Here is a 16,527-nt window from a genome sequence, read left to right as displayed (position 1 = left end):
GGCGGCTACACGATCATCAAGGATTACATCCGCGAGCGCGAGCGTCGGGGCCAGGAGATGTTCGTACCGCTGGCTCACCCGCCGGGACATGCGCAGGCCGATTTCGGTGAAGCGATCGTCATCATCGGCGGGGTCGAGCAGAAGGCCCATTTCTTCGTCATGGACCTGCCGCACAGCGACGGCTGTTTCGTGCGGGCCTATCCCGCGGCGACGGCGGAGGCCTGGATGGACGGCCACGTCCATGCCTTTGCCTTCTTCGGCGGGGTGCCGTTGTCGGTGCTCTATGACAATGACCGCTGCCTGGTCTCGAAGATCCTGCCGGATGGGACGCGAAAGCGCGCCACGCTGTTCAGCGCCCTGCAGTCGCATTACCTGTTCCGGGACCGCTATGGACGGCCGGGCAAGGGGAACGACAAGGGAAGCGTCGAGGGGGTCGTTGGTTACGCCCGCCGGAACTTCATGGTGCCGATCCCAAGGTTTGCCAGTTGGGAGGCGTTCAACGCCGACCTCGAAGCCCAGTGCCACAAGCGCCAGAACGCCACTTTGCGCGGCCATAAGGAAACGATCGGCGAGCGGTTGCAGCGCGATCTGGCTGCGCTGAGGCCTCTGCCCGGGGCACGCCTGTCGTTCCGCGTCCTTGCTTCATTTGTCATTGTCGCGGTCGTCGCGCTCGATATCGCGCTGGCTGGGGCGTTCGCCGGTCTTGCCCTTGATCCGGTTGGCGTAATCCGCCGTCCGTCCGGCAAGGTTGGCGTCGAAATCCAGGCCAATCTCTTCGCCCATCTGTTTCATCGCAGGCATCCGCGCATGACACCAAGACAGACAACACGGAGGTAAGTGGGATGACACTTAACAGACGGAAATTCCTGGGCGCGACAGCGGCGATGACGGGTGCAGCGATGCTGCCCCGGGCGGTGCTGGCGGCCGATGCGATCAAGCTTGGTTCGATCGTCGACACCTCGGGCATCTTCGACGCCTATGGCAAGCCGATGGACATGGCGCTGCGCCTCGCGGTGAACGAGATCAACGGCGCAGGCGGGTTGCTGGGACGCAAGATCGAGGTGATTGCCTATGACACTCAGTCGGACATGGCGCTCTATTCTCAATACGCCCAGCAACTGACCCGTCAGGACAAGGTTGATGTGGTGCATGGTGGCATCCTCAGTGCCTCGCGCGAGGCGATCCGCCAGACGATGCGCAAGACCAAGACGCTGTATTTCTACAACGTCCAGTACGAGGGCGGCGTTTGCGACCACAACATCTTCTGCAATGGTCTCACGCCCGCGCAGCAGGCCGAGGTGCTCGTACCCTGGGCAATGAAAGAGGCGGGCGGCAAAAAGGTCTATACACTGGCGGCCGACTACAACTATGGCCAGATCACCGCACGCTGGATCGAGAAATACGTGCGCGATGCCGGGGGTGAGGTGCTGTCGACCGACTTCTTCCCGCTGGATGTGGCCGATTTCGGGGCGACCATTGCCAAGATCCAGACCGCCGCGCCCGATCTGGTGATCGCGCCGCTGGTGGGCGGTGCGCATCTGAGCTTTTTCCGGCAATGGGCGGCCTCGGGGATGAAGGACAAGATCCCGCTGGCCTCGACCACGCTGGGCGTGGGCAACGAGCACAAGGTGCTGACCCCCGAAGAGGGCAACGGCATCATGGTCGCCTATTCCTATAGCCAGGACCTCGACACACCGGCCAACATCGCCTTCAAGGAGCGCTGGAGCGCGGCCTATGGCGATCCCAGCGCGCTGCACGAGCTGGCAATCTCGACCTATTACGGTGTTCACACCTGGGCCAAAGGCGTGGAGATGGCCGGTTCGGTCGAGCGTGACGCGGTGATCGCGGCGCTGGAAACCGGCGTGTCGTTTGACGGACCGGCGGGCAAATACACCGTTGATCCCAAGACGCATCATGCGACGGTCGACGTGCATCTGATGAAGTTCAAGGACCAGAAGATGGACGTGGTGGAAACCCTGTCGCAGCGCCCGCCGATCGACACCCAGGCGGTGTGTGATCTTGAGGCCAACCCGGACGACAACACCCAATACGAAATCCAGATCTGACGCTTCTGCGGATCTGAGGCGGGGTGGCAAATGCCTCCCCGCCCCGAACTCCCCCTCCGGCGCAAAGGCCGGGGGCGGTTCCTGTACGCGCAAAACAGACCGAAAGACACGATGGACCTTTCATTCGTCATACTGGTGGAGATGCTTTACGCCGTTGCCTCGCTGATCCTGATCGGGGCGGGGCTGGCGGTGGTGTTCGGCATGATGAAGGTGATCAACCTGGCCCATGGCGAATTCATGATGATGGGCGGTTATGCCACCATCACCGCCGTGAACCTTGGCGTGAACGTCTTTGTCGCCATGTTGATCATCGCGCCGCTGATCGTGGGTCTCATCGGCCTGGTGGTCGAGCGGCTGGTGATCCGGCACCTTTACGGGCGGCTGGTTGACACCATGCTGGCGACATGGGGGCTGAGCCTGTTTTTCATCGGCATGACCACGATGATCTTTGGCAATACCACCACTGGGATTTCTACGCCGATCCCCGGCTTCGCGGTCGGCGGCTACCAGATCAACGGGTACAATTTCTTTATCATCGTGGTGGCAGTGCTGCTGCTGATCGGTATTCTTGCGGTGCTCAAGACCACCCGCGCCGGGCTGGTGGCGCGGGGTGCGATGCAACGGGCGGATATGGCCGCGTCGCTGGGATACAGCCCCGACCGGATCTATATGGCGACCTTCTTCTGCGGCTCGGCGCTCTCGGGTCTGGCGGGCGCGGTGCTGGCACCGCTGGTGGGCCTGGTGCCCACATCGGGCGGCGCCTATATCGCCAAGGCCTTTATCACCGTCATCGCTGGTGGCCCGTCGCTGGTGGCCGGGCTGCTGTCGAGCGCCGGGTTCTTCGGGATCGTCAGCCGGATCTTTACCTTTGCCATATCGCCGGTGATAGGCGAGGTCGCGTTGCTGGTGGCGGCCGTCATCCTGCTGCGGCTGCTGCCACAGGGGATCACCGGGCGCTTCCTGACGGGGAGGCTGTGATGACCGGCAGCCTGTCGCGCGACGTGATCCTGACCATCATCGTTTCGGCCATCCTGATCTGGATCATGCCCCTGATGATCGCGACCTATACGCTGACCGTCCTAGTGATCTACGGCATGCTGGGGCTGAGCCTGGGGCTGATCTGGGGTTTTGGCGGCATCCTGTGCTTTGGCCAGGCGGCGTTTTTCGGTCTCGGCGCCTATACCTATGCCATTGCCGCGATCAACATCGGCGAAAGCACGGTGCCGATTATCCTGGCCGTGCTGGTACCAGCGGTCTTTGCCGCGCTCCTCGGCGCGATGATGTTCTATGGGCGGCTTACCGATGTCTATCTGGGCGTGATCACGTTGGTGGTGACACTCATCCTCTTCAAATTCATGAACTCCACCGCCGGGCCGCAATATGTGATCGGCAAGGCGCGGATGGGCGGGTTCAACGGCATTCCCGGTTTTCAGACACTGAACGTGCCCGGAGATCCGGACGCCTATATCTGGGGCGACGCCTATTTCTATGTCTGCGCGGTGGCGCTGGCGATTGTCTTCGTTCTCGTCTCGGCCCTGCTCCGGTCAAGCTTTGGGCGTATCGCGGTCGGCATCCGCGAGAACGAGACCCGGATCGCGCTGATGGGCTATGACGTGCGGGCACGCAAGACGGTATTGTTTGCCGTGGGCGCGGCGATTGCCGGGCTGGCAGGCGCGCTGTTCGCCAACTGGGGTGAGATCGTCACGCCGAACCTCTTTTCCCTGAGCCAATCGGCCGAGATCATCATCTGGTGCATCGTCGGGGGGCTTGGCACCCGGTTGGGGCCGATCCTGGGTGCGGCTGGGCTGGCCTATCTCAAGTTCCTGCTGGGGCAGCAAAGCATGATCGACAACACGCTGATCATGGGGCTGATCCTGGTGCTTTTCGTGCTGTTCCTGCCGCGCGGCATCGTGCCTGCGCTGGCCTCGCTGTGGCGGATCAGCTTTGGCCGCCGCCCGCTGGGACGTATCCACCAGGTCCGCCGGACCCGCAACAGGGAGCGGACAGGTGGCTGAGATCGTTCTGGAAACCCATGCACTGACCATGCGCTTTGGCGGGGTGACCGCCGCTGACAACGTGAATTTCAAGCTGCGCGCGCGCGAGTTGCGGTGCCTGATCGGGCCCAATGGCGCGGGCAAGTCGACCTTCTTCAAATGCGTGACCGGATTGCAGACCCCGACCGAGGGGCAGGTGTTCATGCGCGGGCACGAGACCACCCACTGGATGCCGCATCAGATCGCCTCGCTGGGGGTGGGCATCAAGATGCAGACGCCCAGCGTTATGGATAACCTGAATGTCTTCGAGAATATCTGGCTGGCCGCCCGCCGTTTCTATCCCTCTGACGAGGCAGGCCGGAAGACAACCGAGATGATCGAGCGGCTGGCGCTGGGTCCGATTGCTCGCAGCACTTTGGGCCAGCTTGCACATGGAGAGCGGCAGCGGGTCGAATTGGGTTTGGTCGCGGTGGCCGACCCCTGGCTTGTGCTGCTCGACGAACCGGCGGCGGGGATGAGCGCCGAGGACGTGGAGCGGATGACCGGTATCATCCGCGAGCTGAACAAGACCGCTGCCATCGTCATCGTCGAGCATGACATGCAGTTCATCCGCTCGATCGCCGAGCAGGTGACAGTGTTCCACCAGGGCGCGGTGCTGATGGAGGATCATGTGGACCGGGTGATGGCGGATCCGCAGGTGCGCAATGTCTATCTGGGAAAGAAGGCCTGACATGGCGGAAGACGTAACCATGACGCTAGAGGTCAAGGGCCTGTCCGGGGGCTATGGCAAGGTGCCGATCCTGCACGGCATCGACTTTGCCGTCGCCGAGGGCGAGGTGGTGGGCATTCTGGGTCACAACGGAATGGGCAAGACCACGCTCTTGAAAACGCTGATGGGATTTCTGCCCTCAACAGCGGGCAGTGTGCGGTTCCATGCCGCCGAGATCACCCGCATGGCACCCTATGAACGCGCCGGGTTGGGGTTGGGGTATGTGCCGCAGGGCAGGGGGATTTTTCCGCAGTTATCCGTGCGCGACAACCTCCGCTTTGCCTGGCACGACTATTCCGGAGCCTCGGAACAGGACATGATGGAAAGCGTGCTGGCCGATTTCCCACGCCTGCGCCCGCTCTTGGACCGCGATGGTGGAGCGCTGTCGGGGGGTGAGCAGCAGCTGCTGGCGCTGGCGCGCTGCCTGATGGGTGACCCGGATTTCCTGCTGTTGGATGAGCCGACCGAGGGCATCCAGCCCTCGATCATCGAGGAGATGGCCGAGACCCTGCTGAAACTGCGCCGCAGCCGGGGTTTCTCGGTGCTGCTGGTCGAGCAGAATTTCGACTTTATCGCCGATCTCAGCGACCGGGTACTGGTGTTGGAACGGGGCCGGATCGCGGGCGCGCTGAGCCGCGCCGAACTGGGGGACCAGAGCAAGGTGGATCAGTTCCTTGGCTTTGGCGCGGCCCGCTCGACACGGGCACAGGGTGCGGTCACCAGATCCGCGCCACCATCTTCGCCGCGATCCGTGGCTGAGATGCCGTCATTCCCGGCTGGCACCGGGCCGCGCCGCGACCCGGCCAAACCGCAAACCCATTTCACCTCAGCGGGGACCGCAATGAGTATCAGACGCCCGACACTTGCCCAGATGCGGGCCATGGCAGACCGTTTCCGCATGAGCCTGTCGGACCAGGACCTGATGGAATACACCCAGATCATCGAACCCTATATGCAGGCCTATGATCGGCTCGACGCGATGCCCGATTACCTGCCCGAGGTGCGCTATCCACGGTCTCCCGGGCATTTCCCGGATCCGTCGGAGAACCCGCTCAATGCATGGTATGTGAAAACCGAAGTGCGCGGCGCGCCGGACGGGCCGCTGCGCGGCAAGCGGATCGCGATCAAGGATACGATCTGTCTGGCAGGCGTTCCGATGATGAACGGATCGTCGATCATGGAAGGTTATACGCCCGAAATCGACGCGACCATCGTTACCCGGATGCTGGATGCCGGTGCGGTGATCGCCGGAAAGGCGCATTGCGAGAATTTCTGCCTGTCAGGCGGGTCGCATACCAACGCCAAGGGCCCGGTCCACAACCCGCGGAAGCGCGGCTATATGGCGGGTGGCTCGTCCAGCGGCTCTGCTGCCTTGGTCGCAGCGGGCGAGGTCGACATGGCCATCGCCGGGGATCAGGGCGGGTCGATCCGTATCCCATCCTCCAATTGCGGGGTCTACGGCATGAAGCCGACCCATGGGTTGGTGCCCTATACCGGGGCGATGCCGATCGAACAAACCATCGACCACCTCGGCCCGGTAACCAACAATGTGGCGGATAATGCGCTGTTGCTGGAGGTGTTGGCCGGGGAAGACGGGCTTGACCCGCGGCAATACAAACCCAAGGTCTACCGCTATACCGAGGCCCTGGGGCGCGGCGCGCAGGGGATGCGGATCGGCGTGCTGAAAGAGGGTTTTGCCCATCCCAATTCAGAGGCGGACGTAGACCAGAAGGTCATGCAGGCCGCCGAGCGGTTCCGCGAACTGGGGGCGCGGGTCGAGGAGGTGTCTATCCCCGAGCATTATACGGCGATGGACGCCTGGACCGCGATCACGCTCGAAGGGCTTCAGGACCTGATGATGTGGGGCAACTCGACCGGCACCAATTATCGCGGCCTTTTCCTCCCCTCCATGACCGACCACATGGCGCAGTGGCGCAACCGGGCCGACGAGCTGAGCCATTCGCTGAAGGCCTGCATGTTCGTGGGCGAGCATTTCCAGAGCCAGTATCGGGGACGGTTCTATGGCAAGGGCCAGAACATCATGCGCAAGGTGAACGAACGCTACCTTGCCGCGCTGAAGCAAAACGACCTGCTGTTGATGCCGACCCTGCCGATCAAACCGCAAGAGATCCCGCCGTCCGACTGCTCGATCAGCCTTTACGTTCAGCGGGCGTTCGAGATGGTTCCGAACACCGCGCCGTTCAATGGCGGCCTGCCCGCGATGAGCGTGCCCTGCGGGCTGAGCGAGGGGCTGCCGATCGGCATGATGCTGGTGGCGGCGAACTATGGCGAGATGAAGATTTACCAGGCGGCGCACGCCTTTGAGCAAAGCGGCGATTGGCGTGCCATGTGACCAGACGGGGTGAACTGACTCATCCGGGCCATTCAAGGGAGGCGGAGAATGTCGATCCTGAGCGAAAGTCTATCCAGCCGGATTTCTGGCTGGGATACAACCACCGAAGCGGCGCCCGAAACGCTCGCCCCTCAGGGCGGGATGTCCTATGTCCGGGGCCCGTCAAACCCACCGTTGACCTATATCACCATTCCGCAACTTCTGCGCGAGGCGATATCGCGCTTTGGCCCGCGCGAGGCGCTGGTGTTCTGTGAACAGGGCATAAGGCTGAGCTACTACGACCTGGATCGGGCGGTCGACGAACTGGCCTCGGGTCTGCTGGCATTGGGGCTGGAGAAAGGCGACCGGGTCGGCATCTGGTCGCCCAACCGGTTCGAATGGGTACTGACGCAATTCGCCACGGCTCGGATTGGCGCGATCATGGTGAATATCAACCCGGCCTACCGGTTGGCCGAGCTGGAGTATGCGCTCAACAAGGTGGGCTGCAAGACGCTGATCTGTGCCCGGTCGTTCAAGACGTCGGATTATGTTGGCATGGTCCGGCACTTGGCGCCTGAGCTGGACAGCGCGGCGCCGGGGCGGTTGCATTCGGCCAAGTTACCCCATCTGCGCAGCGTCGTTGTGATGGGCGACGAGCCGGTTGCCGGCACCTATTCCTTTGAGGCGTTGCGCCGATTGGGCGGACCGGCCCAGCTGTTGCGCCTGCCAGCGGTGGACCGGACGCTAAACCCGGACGACGCGATCAACATCCAGTTCACCTCGGGGACCACCGGCAACCCAAAGGGCGCGACGCTGTCGCATTACAACATCGTCAACAATGCCCGCTTCGTGACCGGGCGGATCAATCTGACCGAGACCGACCGGCTGGCTATTCCGGTTCCGCTTTACCACTGTTTCGGCATGGTCATGGGGGTGATCGGGGCGATCAGCAAAGGGGCGGCCATGGTGTTCCCGGGCGAAGGGTTCGACCCTGTGGCGACGCTCGATACCCTGGAGCGCGAGCGCTGCACCGCCGCCTATGGCGTGCCGACGATGTTCGTTGCGATGCTGGAGGCCTTGGAAACCCGCCCGCGCGATCTGAGCGCGATGCGGACCGGCATCATGGCGGGGGCGCCGTGTCCGATCGAGGTGATGCGACGGGTCAACACCAAGATGAACATGCCCGAGGTCACGATCTGTTACGGCATGACCGAAACCTCGCCAGTGTCATTTCAGAGTTTCGTCAACGACTCGATCGACAAGCGTTGCGAAACGGTGGGCCGGGTGCATCCGCATCTCGAGGTCAAGCTGGTCGGGCCGGATGGCGATATCGTTGCCGTGGGCGAAAAGGGAGAGCTGTGCACCCGCGGCTATTCGGTGATGAAAGGGTATTGGGATGATGCGGCCAAGAGCGCCCAGAGCATCACCGATGGCTGGATGCATACCGGCGATCTGGCGGTGTTCGATGACGAGGGGTTCTGCACCATCGTCGGGCGGGTGAAGGACATGATCATCCGCGGCGGCGAGAACATCTATCCACGCGAGATCGAGGAGTTCCTGATCCGCCATCCCAAGGTCAGCGATGTTCAGGTGTTCGGCATCCCCGACGAGAAGTTTGGCGAAGAGGTCTGCGCCTGGGCCACGGCCCGGCCTGGAGAGGCGTTGAATGCCGACGAACTGCGGGCATTTTGCCAGGGCCAGATCGCGCATTACAAGATCCCGCGCCATTTCCGCGTGGTCGAGGAGATGCCGATGACGATTACCGGAAAGGTGCAGAAATTCGTGATGCGTGAAAAGACCCTCGAGGCACTTCGGCGGTCGCGCTAAGGTAAGCCCGGTGCTGGATTGGTCTTGTGAATTGGTGGGAATTGGCGATGCGCCAAGGCTAGGGCGCCGCCGCGCCAGCGCTTTCGGCCCGGGCCGCTGATGGCGGCCAAGAACGAGGCCGATCTGATCCTGTCGGATATCCAGCTGGCCGACAACTCCAGCAGCATCGACGCCGTCAATGACATTCTGCGCGAATTTGGTGATCGGCCGGTCATCTTCATCACGGCTTTTCCCGAGAGATTGTTGTCGGGGAGCGGTCCTGAACCGGCCTTCCTGATCTCGAAACCCTATACCGAAGACCAGGTTCGTTCGGCGGTCAGTCAGGCGATCTTCTTCGCCTCGACTGAGACTCTCAAGGCTTGAGCAGAATTGGTTTCACCGCGACTGTGTCGAAGGCACAGTTTTGAGACAAAGGCAAAGGACCGGGTGGTCGAAAATCGCTTCGTTGCTCAAATCTCCTTAAGGGTTCTTTTCGTGAATCCAATGCACTCGCCGGTCTGTTCATGCAGACCAGCATCACCGTCCCGCACGGCGAAAATTGACCGCAACAACGCGTACCGCTGGAGAACTTCACAACCGCAACATCGCTGTCATCGCCAGAAAACGCATTACCTTGACAAACGCGATCCGTAAATCACCTCCGAAGTCGTCACCTCAGACCACATGATTGATATAGCTGCCGGCAGACTGAAACAAATGTACCCCCGCATCCGCGGGGGTACATTATCTCAGTTAAAACGCCGACTTTAGGTCACTTCAACAGCACATCAAGCGGCACAGGCTGGCTGATGGTCCAGCTATCGGCAACGGCCGGTTTACCGTTCGTGATCTCGACAATCTGCATCTCGGCAACGTTCTGGTGGTGCAGGTCAGCGGTGAAGCTGCGCGGGCCGAACGCGGTGGGCTCGTCCTGCATCTTTTCGAGTTCCGCCGTCACCGCCGCACCATCGAGCGTGCCTGCGCGTTCCACGGCCTTGGCCCAGAGATCGAGCAGCACATAGCCCGGATAGGCATAGGAGCTTGCCGGACGGGCGCCCGTGGCCTTTTCATAGGACTGGTTGAATGTCTCGACCTCCGCGCGCGGGTCGTCGCCATAGATCGAACCCTGCACCGGCACCACAAAACCCGACAGATCGGGCGTCGCATCCAGCCAATAAGAACCGTCCACCGCAGAGCCGTTGAGGATCAGCGAATTGATCCCGGCGGCACGGATCTGGCGCACAGCCGAGGCGGCACCGGGGATGTAGGAGCAGAGCATGATCACGTCCGGTTCCTGCGGTAGCGCCTTGATCCGGGTGATCTGGCTGGCAATCGAGGCATCGTCATTCTTGAACGTATCGCGGCCCACGATCTGGGTGCCGTCGATCTGTGGGAACATCCAGTCGAAGCCGCTGCAAATCCCCTTGTTGTATTCGATTGTGGTGTCCAGCAGCACATAACCCGACTTGGCCCCGCGCTTGGCATGGCTCCACTCGGCCATGGTCGCGCCCTGCACCGCCGCCAGCACCGAACCCGAGAAAGAATGTGGCCCGACGCCCTGAATACCGGCCTTCACATCCTCGGCGCAGAGGAAAAAGGAGACCATGCCCTCGGCCTCGGCCGAGAGGGCCGCAGGCGCGCCGAAATCGTAGTCGCAGCTGACGATCATCATGTCGGCGCCTTCGTCGATCACCTGAAGCCCGGCCCTGGCCGATTGCTGGCGGTCGGTTTTGGTGTCGGCCTCGACCCATTTGATTTGTCGACCCAGCAACCCGCCATCCGCGTTGATCTCGTCGATGCGGATCTTGGCGGCTGTCGCGGCGGGGGTATCGTATGCCTCCATCCACCCGGATTTCGCAATCGCGAAACCGATGGTGATATCCTCGGCCATGGCGGGCCATGCCAGCGCGGCAAAGGCCGACGCAAGTGCAAGTCTTTTCACAGGTCTTCTCCTCAGTTGGTTGATTTCGCGCTATCCAGGCGCGATTGGCGAAGCCATTGCGGCTTCAGTTTGAATTCCTTGCCGGCGGTTACCCCGTTGGGCCGCACGATCAGCACCAGGATCATCGCCATCCCGATCAGGATCTCCTGGCTGCCCGAAGGAAGCGCGAAATGCGTTGTACCGATGGCCATGCCCTGTTCAGCCCGCACCAGCAATTCGATCAGGAGGGACAGCAACAAGACCCCCATGACTGCGCCCGACAGGCTGCCGATGCCGCCCACAACCAGCATGGCAAGCGAAATGAACGTGATCCCCAGATAGAAGCTGTCGGGGTTCAGCACACCGATGGAATGACCCAGAAGCGCGCCGGACACGCCGGTAAAGAAGCCCGAGATCACCAGCGACAGCAGCCGGTGGCGATACATGTCGATGCCACTGGCGCGCGCCGCGACCTCATCCTCGCGCGTGGCGCGCAACGCCAGCCCCGAGGCCGAATTGGCATAGAGATTGGCCGCGAAAATCGCCGCAACCGCCCAACCCAGCGCCACCCACTGATTCACATATCGCGGCAGGCCCACGACCGAACTGGTCGCGCCTGTCACGCCCTCCCAGTTGGAATAGACGGTGTTGACGATCGCCAGAAAGGCGAATGTGGCAATCGAGGCGGCGATGCCCGAAAGCCGCAAGATCGCCGCCCCTGACAAGAGTGCGATGAAGGCCGCCAGCAGACCGCCCGCGATGGCGGCCGGAAAGACGGGCCACTGAGCCTGCATCAGCCAGTCGGGCAGATCGGGCAGGAACAGCGCCTTGGATTGCGGTTTCAGCGTCAGCCAGGCCGAGCAATAGGCCCCGATCGCCATGTATCCCGCATGGCCAAAGTTGATCACGCCCGAATTGCCGACAAAGATCCAGAGCGAGACCACCAGCACCACCCGCACCAGGGTTTCAGCCATGGTGCGGGCCAGCGCCTTGTCGCCGAAGAGTGCCACCAGCACGACAAAGCCCAGAAGCAGAACCGCCAGGACGACCGGTGTCGAATAGGCCGCGATACGATTGCTTGTGTGTTGCGATTGCATGTCAGACCCTCGGCTTGGCAGATGCGGGAACGAACAGCCCCTGCGGCCGCAAGAGCAGGCAGACGATCACCAGTGTGTAGAGAAACGCATCGCGGAACGGCCGCGCGTCGAGCGGCAGCCAGGCCTGCAAGACAACCGACACGATGCCGACCATGAACCCGGCGGCCACAGCGCCGGGAAGCGAACCCAGACCACCCAGAACCGTGGCGATGAACGCGACCAGCATGATCTGCCCGCCCATCTTCACATCGGCCACGCCGGTCTGCGTCGCCATGATTAGCGCCACCGCAGCAGCCAGCGCGCCGGACAGGGCAAAGGCCCCGGTGATCACCCGGTTGGCACGCACACCCAACAGGCGCGCCATGGTGAAATTCTCGGCCGCGGCACGCATTTCCAGCCCGATACGCGTCTTTTTCAGCAACAGCGCCAGCCCGGTCACAACCAGCAGCGTCGTCACGATCACGATCAGCTGCAATAGCGGGACGCTGGCACCGGCGATGTTCACCGGTGTGTTCAACCCGGGCCAGAGGCTGATCGCCTTGGGCCGCCCGCCATAGGCCGCCAGCAGCGCGTTGCGGATCACGAAACCCAGGGCGAAAGAAGCGATCATCATCGCCACCGGATCGGCCCGCCGCAAATGCCGGAACACGGCATATTCGCTGGCCACCGCGATCAGCCCGCCCAGAGCCAGAACCACCAGGATCAGAACCAGCGCTGGCGCCCGACCCAGAAACATCATCGCCACGGCATCGGTCGATGGTACGATCAGCGCAAAGACGCAAAAGGCGATGTATTCGCCATGTGCGAAGTTGACGAGGTTCATCACCCCAAAGATCAGCGCGATCCCGAGCGCGGCCATGGCATAAAGCCCGCCAAGCGAGGCCGCGTCGAAGAATAGCTGCGCAAGGTTGGTCATGTCGTTGCCTCCGTCTCGGTCGGGGAATTGCCGAAATAGGCCGCCGCCAGTGCATCGCGGTCAGCCATGTCGGCGGCATTGCCCTCGCCCACGATCCGCCCGCCGCGCATCAGCACCATGCGCCCGCCCACCCGCGCAGCCCGCAGCGAGCTTTGCTCGACGATGAGCAGGGTCAGTCCACGTTCCTCTTGCAACGCGCAAAGCGTGTCATAGACCTGATCCACGATCTTTGGCGCCAGCCCCAGCGAGGGTTCGTCCACCATGATCAACTTGGGGTTGGTCATCAGCGCGCGGCCAATGGCCAGCATCTGTTGTTGTCCACCCGACAGGGCGCCCGCCGCCGCGCCCCGCCGCTCGCCCAGGATCGGGAAACTGTCGTAGATATCGGCGATGTCCTCCTCTACCGCGCTGGCATCGCGGCGCAGACCGGTGCCGACGCGCAGGTTTTCCTCGACCGTGAGCGCACCGAAGATCTCGCGCCCCTCGGGCACCATCGAAAGTCCCAACCGGGCAATCGCCTCGGGTGCGCAGCCGGTCAGCAGGTCACCGTCCATCTCGATCCGGCCATGGCTTGTCGCCACCGCGCCGCTGATCGCCTTTAGCAGCGAGGACTTGCCCGCCCCGTTCGGTCCCGAGACAAAGACGCGTTCGCCCTCGGTCACATGCAGCGTCAGATCGTTCACCGCAGGCACCTTGCCGTAGCGCACGGAGATATCGAAAACCCCCAGCTTGGACATCACGCGGCCTCCTGATCGGCGCCGAAATAGGCGTCGCGTACGCGCTGGCTGGCGGTGATCGCGCTGCGGTCACCCTCTTCGATCACCTGCCCGGCATCGAGCACGTAGACATGGGAACTGACCGACAGGACCAGCCCGACATTATGTTCGATCAGCAAAACCCCGGTACCCAGCTCACCCGCGACCCGGGCAATCAACGCGGCAAGGTCGTCGGCCTCGGCCTCGGACATGCCCGCCGCCGGTTCATCAAGCAGCAGGAAGGAGGGTGCGAACATCAGCGCGCGGGCGATGCCCACGCGCCGTTCGTCAGTATAGGGCAGCCCGGCGGCGGGTTTCTCGGCCAGATCGGCCACGCCCATCCAGCTCAGAACGCGCATCGCTTCGACCTCGGAGGCATGGCGCGAATGGCCCAACCCCACGCCGGTTACCGCAAGGTTGTCGAGCACGTCCAACCCGGTGAACAGCCGCCCGGCCTGGAAGGTGCGCGCCACGCCTTCGCGCCGGAGGAGATGTGCGGGATGGGCGCCGACATCGCGCCCGCCCAGCAGGATGCGGCCCGTGGTTGGTTCTTGAAACCCTGTCAGCACGTTGACCAGCGTGGTCTTTCCGGCGCCGTTCGGGCCGATGAGGCCATGAATGGCGCCCGGGGTCACGGTGAGCGTCACGTCGGTGAGAGCCTTGAACCCGCCGAACGCCACCGTCACCCCGGACGCTGCCAGGGAGAACGTGTTATCGCCGCCCATGGCCACCGCTCACGCCTCGGCCAGTTCTTTGGCCGACGCCGTGCGCGTGGCCGAAGCGTCGGCGGTCAGAACGTAAGTGCCGGTTTCGTGCAGGTTTACGGTCCAGCCCGGTTCGACAACGATGGTCGTTGTCACTTCCTCGATCACCGCCGGACCGTGCAGCACATCGCCCGCGCCCAGCACCGAGCCATCATAGACCGGTGTGTTCTGGGCAATGCCATCGGCGCTGAACACCATCTCGCGGTGGGTCTTGAGTGCCGAAGACGCCCCTTTGCCCGGCGCGATATGCATCCGTTGCGGTTTGTCGACATGGCCGGTGATCGCGCTTTCGACGTTCACCACTTCGACGGCGTTATGCGGCTCGTCATAGGTGTAGAGCTCGCGGTGGCGGGCGTGGAACGCCGCCTTGATATCCTCGAGCGAGGTTTCGGTGACCGCGAAGGGGCCGACCTCGACCGTGCATTCGTGGACCTGGCCGACATAGCGCATATCGAGCGTGCGCCTGATCGAGATGTCGCCCTCGCCAAACCCGTCGCCCGCCAAATCGTCGCGCCCGCGCGCCTCCAGCCCGTTGAAAAGGTCGTCAAGCGTCCGGGCCGCGTCAGCCCCCTGCAACCGCAGGGGCGCGGGTGCCATGTAGTTGTATTTCACGTCCGAAATGATCTGGCCATAGGCGCAAAGCCCCGAGGCGAGCTTGGAAATCAGCACCTTGGAAATGCCCATCTCGCGCGCCAGCGCCGTGATATGCGCGCCCGTCGCGCCGCCCGCGCCCATCAGCACGAAGTCGCGTGGGTCATAGCCCCGTTCGACCGAAACCCGGCGTATCGCGTTCACCATGTTGTTGTTGACGATGGTGAACATGCCATAGGCGGCGCGTTCCACGCTGATGCCCAGTGGATCGGCCAGATGCGTCCTGATCGCCGCGCGGGCCTTGGCAGCGTCGAGCGGCAGCCGCCCGCCGACAAGCCCGTCGCCGTTGAGATAGCCCAGCACAAGGTTGGCATCGGTCGTGGTCGGCCGTTCGCCGCCCTGTCCATAGCAGGCCGGTCCCGGCTCGGACCCGGCCGATTGCGGCCCCATCTGCATCAGCCCCATCTCGTCGATCCAGCCGATGGAGCCGCCGCCGGCGCCCAGGGTTTCCACCTGGATCATCGGTATGCCGATGCGATAGCGCAGAAAGTCGATGTTCTTGTTGACGTTGGCCTTGCCGTCCTTGGTCAGGGTGATGTCGAACGAGGTGCCGCCCATGTCGCAGGTGATGATGTTCCGCTCGTCCCAAGGCGCGCCGACGTCGAGCGCCGCTTGCGGTGCCGAGGCGGGGCCGGAGTTGATGGCATAAACCGACTGATCCGTCACCACCTTGCCCAGAGCCAGCCCGCCATTGGACTGGAAATAGCGGACCGGGTGTTTCGAGCCGAGTTCGCGGAAATAGGCGTCGATCGCTTCGACATAGCGTTGCAGGATCGGGGCCAGATAGGCGTTCACGATGGCGGTCGAGGTGCGGGTGTATTCGCGCACCTGCGGGTAAAGCTGGCTGCCGACGGTCAGACGCACATCCGGCATCATTTCGCGCACGATTTCCGCTGCGCGCATCTCGTGTTCGGGATGCAGCACCGACCAGACAAAGCTGATCGCCACAGATTCCACACCTTCGGCAATGAAATACCGGCAAGCGTCGCGCACATCCTCTTCGTTCAGCGGGGTGCGCACCGAACCGTCCGAGATCACCCTCTCGCTGACACCCTTGCGCAAGTGGCGCGGCACCAGCATCGTGGCGGGCGGGTATTCGGGATCGTAGCGATAACCGTCCTCTTTGTGGCCCAACCGGATTTCAATCGAATCCTCGTGGCCGCGCGTGGCGATCAGCCCGGTCTTGGCGCCGTTATGGGTGATCAACGCGTTGAGGCCGACGGTGGTGCCATTGATGCAGAGATCCGAGTTCGAGACGATCTCTTCCGCGCTCAGCCCGGTTTCCTCGGTGATCAGAGCCAACCCGTTCCGGATGGCTTTGGTGGGTTCCGTCGGGGTGGACAGCACCTTGAAGATCTGTACCTCGCCACCAGCGCTTGCCAGGATGAAATCGGTGAATGTGCCGCCGGCGTCGATGCCCAGACGATATTTACTACGCATGAGATAATCCTTTTAT

General features: G+C 62.8%; 12 protein-coding genes and 2 pseudogenes. 8 read left to right on the top strand and 6 right to left on the bottom strand.

The window, feature by feature from the left end; all coding sequences use genetic code 11:
* From istA to OE747_RS22890, 8 genes and pseudogenes are all read left to right on the top strand, one after another.
* Nucleotides 1-612 (top strand): annotated as a pseudogene (gene istA / locus OE747_RS22925) (IS21 family transposase); the annotation flags it as partial.
* Nucleotides 613-842: 230 nt separating this feature from the next.
* Complete coding sequence (locus OE747_RS22920) at nt 843-2,066, top strand: urea ABC transporter substrate-binding protein (protein WP_263830780.1); 1,224 nt, start codon at nt 843-845, stop codon at nt 2,064-2,066.
* Nucleotides 2,067-2,177: 111 nt separating this feature from the next.
* Nucleotides 2,178-3,044, top strand: a complete 867-nt coding sequence (locus OE747_RS22915) for an ABC transporter permease subunit (RefSeq protein ID WP_263830779.1) — start codon at nt 2,178-2,180, stop codon at nt 3,042-3,044.
* Complete coding sequence (locus tag OE747_RS22910; RefSeq protein ID WP_263830778.1) at nt 3,044-4,081, top strand: branched-chain amino acid ABC transporter permease; 1,038 nt, start codon at nt 3,044-3,046, stop codon at nt 4,079-4,081. The genes OE747_RS22915 and OE747_RS22910 overlap by 1 nt, the downstream gene beginning before the upstream one ends.
* The gene (locus tag OE747_RS22905) at nt 4,074-4,790 is read left to right on the top strand and encodes an ABC transporter ATP-binding protein (RefSeq protein WP_263830777.1); all 717 of its coding nucleotides are present in this window, start codon (nt 4,074-4,076) and stop codon (nt 4,788-4,790) included. The genes OE747_RS22910 and OE747_RS22905 overlap by 8 nt, the downstream gene beginning before the upstream one ends.
* A 1-nt stretch (nt 4,791) precedes the next feature.
* Nucleotides 4,792-7,182 carry an amidase gene (locus OE747_RS22900; RefSeq protein WP_263830776.1) on the top strand — a complete coding sequence of 797 codons (2,391 nt, stop codon included), beginning with the start codon at nt 4,792-4,794 and terminating at the stop codon, nt 7,180-7,182.
* 48 nt (nt 7,183-7,230) lie between these two features.
* Complete coding sequence (locus OE747_RS22895) at nt 7,231-8,988, top strand: AMP-binding protein (RefSeq protein WP_263830775.1); 1,758 nt, start codon at nt 7,231-7,233, stop codon at nt 8,986-8,988.
* Between the two features lie 99 nt (nt 8,989-9,087).
* Nucleotides 9,088-9,351: pseudogene (locus OE747_RS22890) on the top strand (response regulator); the annotation flags it as partial.
* Between the two features lie 388 nt (nt 9,352-9,739).
* Here OE747_RS22890 and OE747_RS22885 read toward each other — a convergent pair.
* From OE747_RS22885 to capA, 6 genes are read right to left on the bottom strand one after another with little or no spacing between them, the layout of a single operon-like run.
* A complete protein-coding gene (locus OE747_RS22885) occupies nt 9,740-10,909 on the bottom strand; it encodes an ABC transporter substrate-binding protein (protein WP_263830774.1) in 1,170 nt (389 codons plus the stop codon).
* A gap of 11 nt (nt 10,910-10,920) precedes the next feature.
* On the bottom strand, nt 10,921-11,985 hold the full coding sequence (locus OE747_RS22880) for a branched-chain amino acid ABC transporter permease (protein WP_263830773.1): 1,065 nt from the start codon (nt 11,983-11,985) through the stop codon (nt 10,921-10,923).
* A gap of 1 nt (nt 11,986) precedes the next feature.
* The gene (locus OE747_RS22875) at nt 11,987-12,901 is read right to left on the bottom strand and encodes a branched-chain amino acid ABC transporter permease (protein WP_263830772.1); all 915 of its coding nucleotides are present in this window, start codon (nt 12,899-12,901) and stop codon (nt 11,987-11,989) included.
* Entirely contained in the window at nt 12,898-13,638 is a 741-nt protein-coding gene (locus tag OE747_RS22870; protein WP_263830771.1) for an ABC transporter ATP-binding protein, read from the bottom strand. The genes OE747_RS22875 and OE747_RS22870 overlap by 4 nt, the downstream gene beginning before the upstream one ends.
* Nucleotides 13,638-14,381 carry an ABC transporter ATP-binding protein gene (locus tag OE747_RS22865; RefSeq protein WP_263830770.1) on the bottom strand — a complete coding sequence of 248 codons (744 nt, stop codon included), beginning with the start codon at nt 14,379-14,381 and terminating at the stop codon, nt 13,638-13,640. The genes OE747_RS22870 and OE747_RS22865 overlap by 1 nt, the downstream gene beginning before the upstream one ends.
* Before the next feature lie 9 nt (nt 14,382-14,390).
* Complete coding sequence (capA, locus tag OE747_RS22860; RefSeq protein ID WP_263830769.1) at nt 14,391-16,511, bottom strand: caprolactamase subunit alpha; 2,121 nt, start codon at nt 16,509-16,511, stop codon at nt 14,391-14,393.
* Nucleotides 16,512-16,527: the final 16 nt, after the last annotated feature.

It is taken from the genome of Ruegeria aquimaris (genome assembly GCF_025751555.1).
Lineage (GTDB): Bacteria > Pseudomonadota > Alphaproteobacteria > Rhodobacterales > Rhodobacteraceae > Ruegeria_B > Ruegeria_B aquimaris.
This window is presented reverse-complemented; position numbering and strand designations above follow the sequence as displayed.

What these genes read in the sequence shown, in the direction of transcription:
- OE747_RS22895 (WP_263830775.1), top strand. Translation starts at nt 7,231, where the DNA reads ATGTCGATCCTGAGCGAAAGTCTATCCAGCCGGATTTCTGGCTGGGAT.
- OE747_RS22900 (WP_263830776.1), top strand. Translation starts at nt 4,792, where the DNA reads ATGGCGGAAGACGTAACCATGACGCTAGAGGTCAAGGGCCTGTCCGGG.
- OE747_RS22865 (WP_263830770.1), bottom strand. Translation starts at nt 14,381, where the DNA reads ATGGGCGGCGATAACACGTTCTCCCTGGCAGCGTCCGGGGTGACGGTG.
- OE747_RS22875 (WP_263830772.1), bottom strand. Translation starts at nt 12,901, where the DNA reads ATGACCAACCTTGCGCAGCTATTCTTCGACGCGGCCTCGCTTGGCGGG.
- OE747_RS22910 (WP_263830778.1), top strand. Translation starts at nt 3,044, where the DNA reads ATGACCGGCAGCCTGTCGCGCGACGTGATCCTGACCATCATCGTTTCG.
- OE747_RS22870 (WP_263830771.1), bottom strand. Translation starts at nt 13,638, where the DNA reads ATGTCCAAGCTGGGGGTTTTCGATATCTCCGTGCGCTACGGCAAGGTG.
- capA (WP_263830769.1), bottom strand. Translation starts at nt 16,511, where the DNA reads ATGCGTAGTAAATATCGTCTGGGCATCGACGCCGGCGGCACATTCACC.
- OE747_RS22915 (WP_263830779.1), top strand. Translation starts at nt 2,178, where the DNA reads ATGGACCTTTCATTCGTCATACTGGTGGAGATGCTTTACGCCGTTGCC.
- OE747_RS22880 (WP_263830773.1), bottom strand. Translation starts at nt 11,985, where the DNA reads ATGCAATCGCAACACACAAGCAATCGTATCGCGGCCTATTCGACACCG.
- OE747_RS22920 (WP_263830780.1), top strand. Translation starts at nt 843, where the DNA reads ATGACACTTAACAGACGGAAATTCCTGGGCGCGACAGCGGCGATGACG.